The following is a 376-nucleotide window of genomic DNA, read 5'->3' as shown; positions in this document are numbered from 1 at the left end:
CCGCCGATGGATGTGCATTCTACAGCATTTCACATCCCTTGCAACCCCATTTTTGAAATAATTCAATAAAAACCTAACGACTGTTTATTATTTCTACGAAATATACATATATGTATACTTTTCAATCTAAAATATTCTTTTTTTAACACCACAAACTTCTATTTTCATAATCTCACTGTTAAAAATAATGTTTATTTCTTTATTAACTGAAAAATTACAATTTATGCTTCTTATTTTTTTATGCCCTTTAATGTCTTTTTAAAACTATTGTTTTGAAATAATTTAAATAAACCTTGTGATCGAAAATAATTGCTGATCCCCAAAAAAGTTCAATAATCAGAAGATTTTTTCTAATCATAGGTCTTGGATATTCAAA

Source organism: Acinetobacter pecorum (assembly GCF_014837015.1).
Lineage (GTDB): Bacteria > Pseudomonadota > Gammaproteobacteria > Pseudomonadales > Moraxellaceae > Acinetobacter > Acinetobacter pecorum.
Note: the sequence above shows the minus strand (reverse complement) of the source record.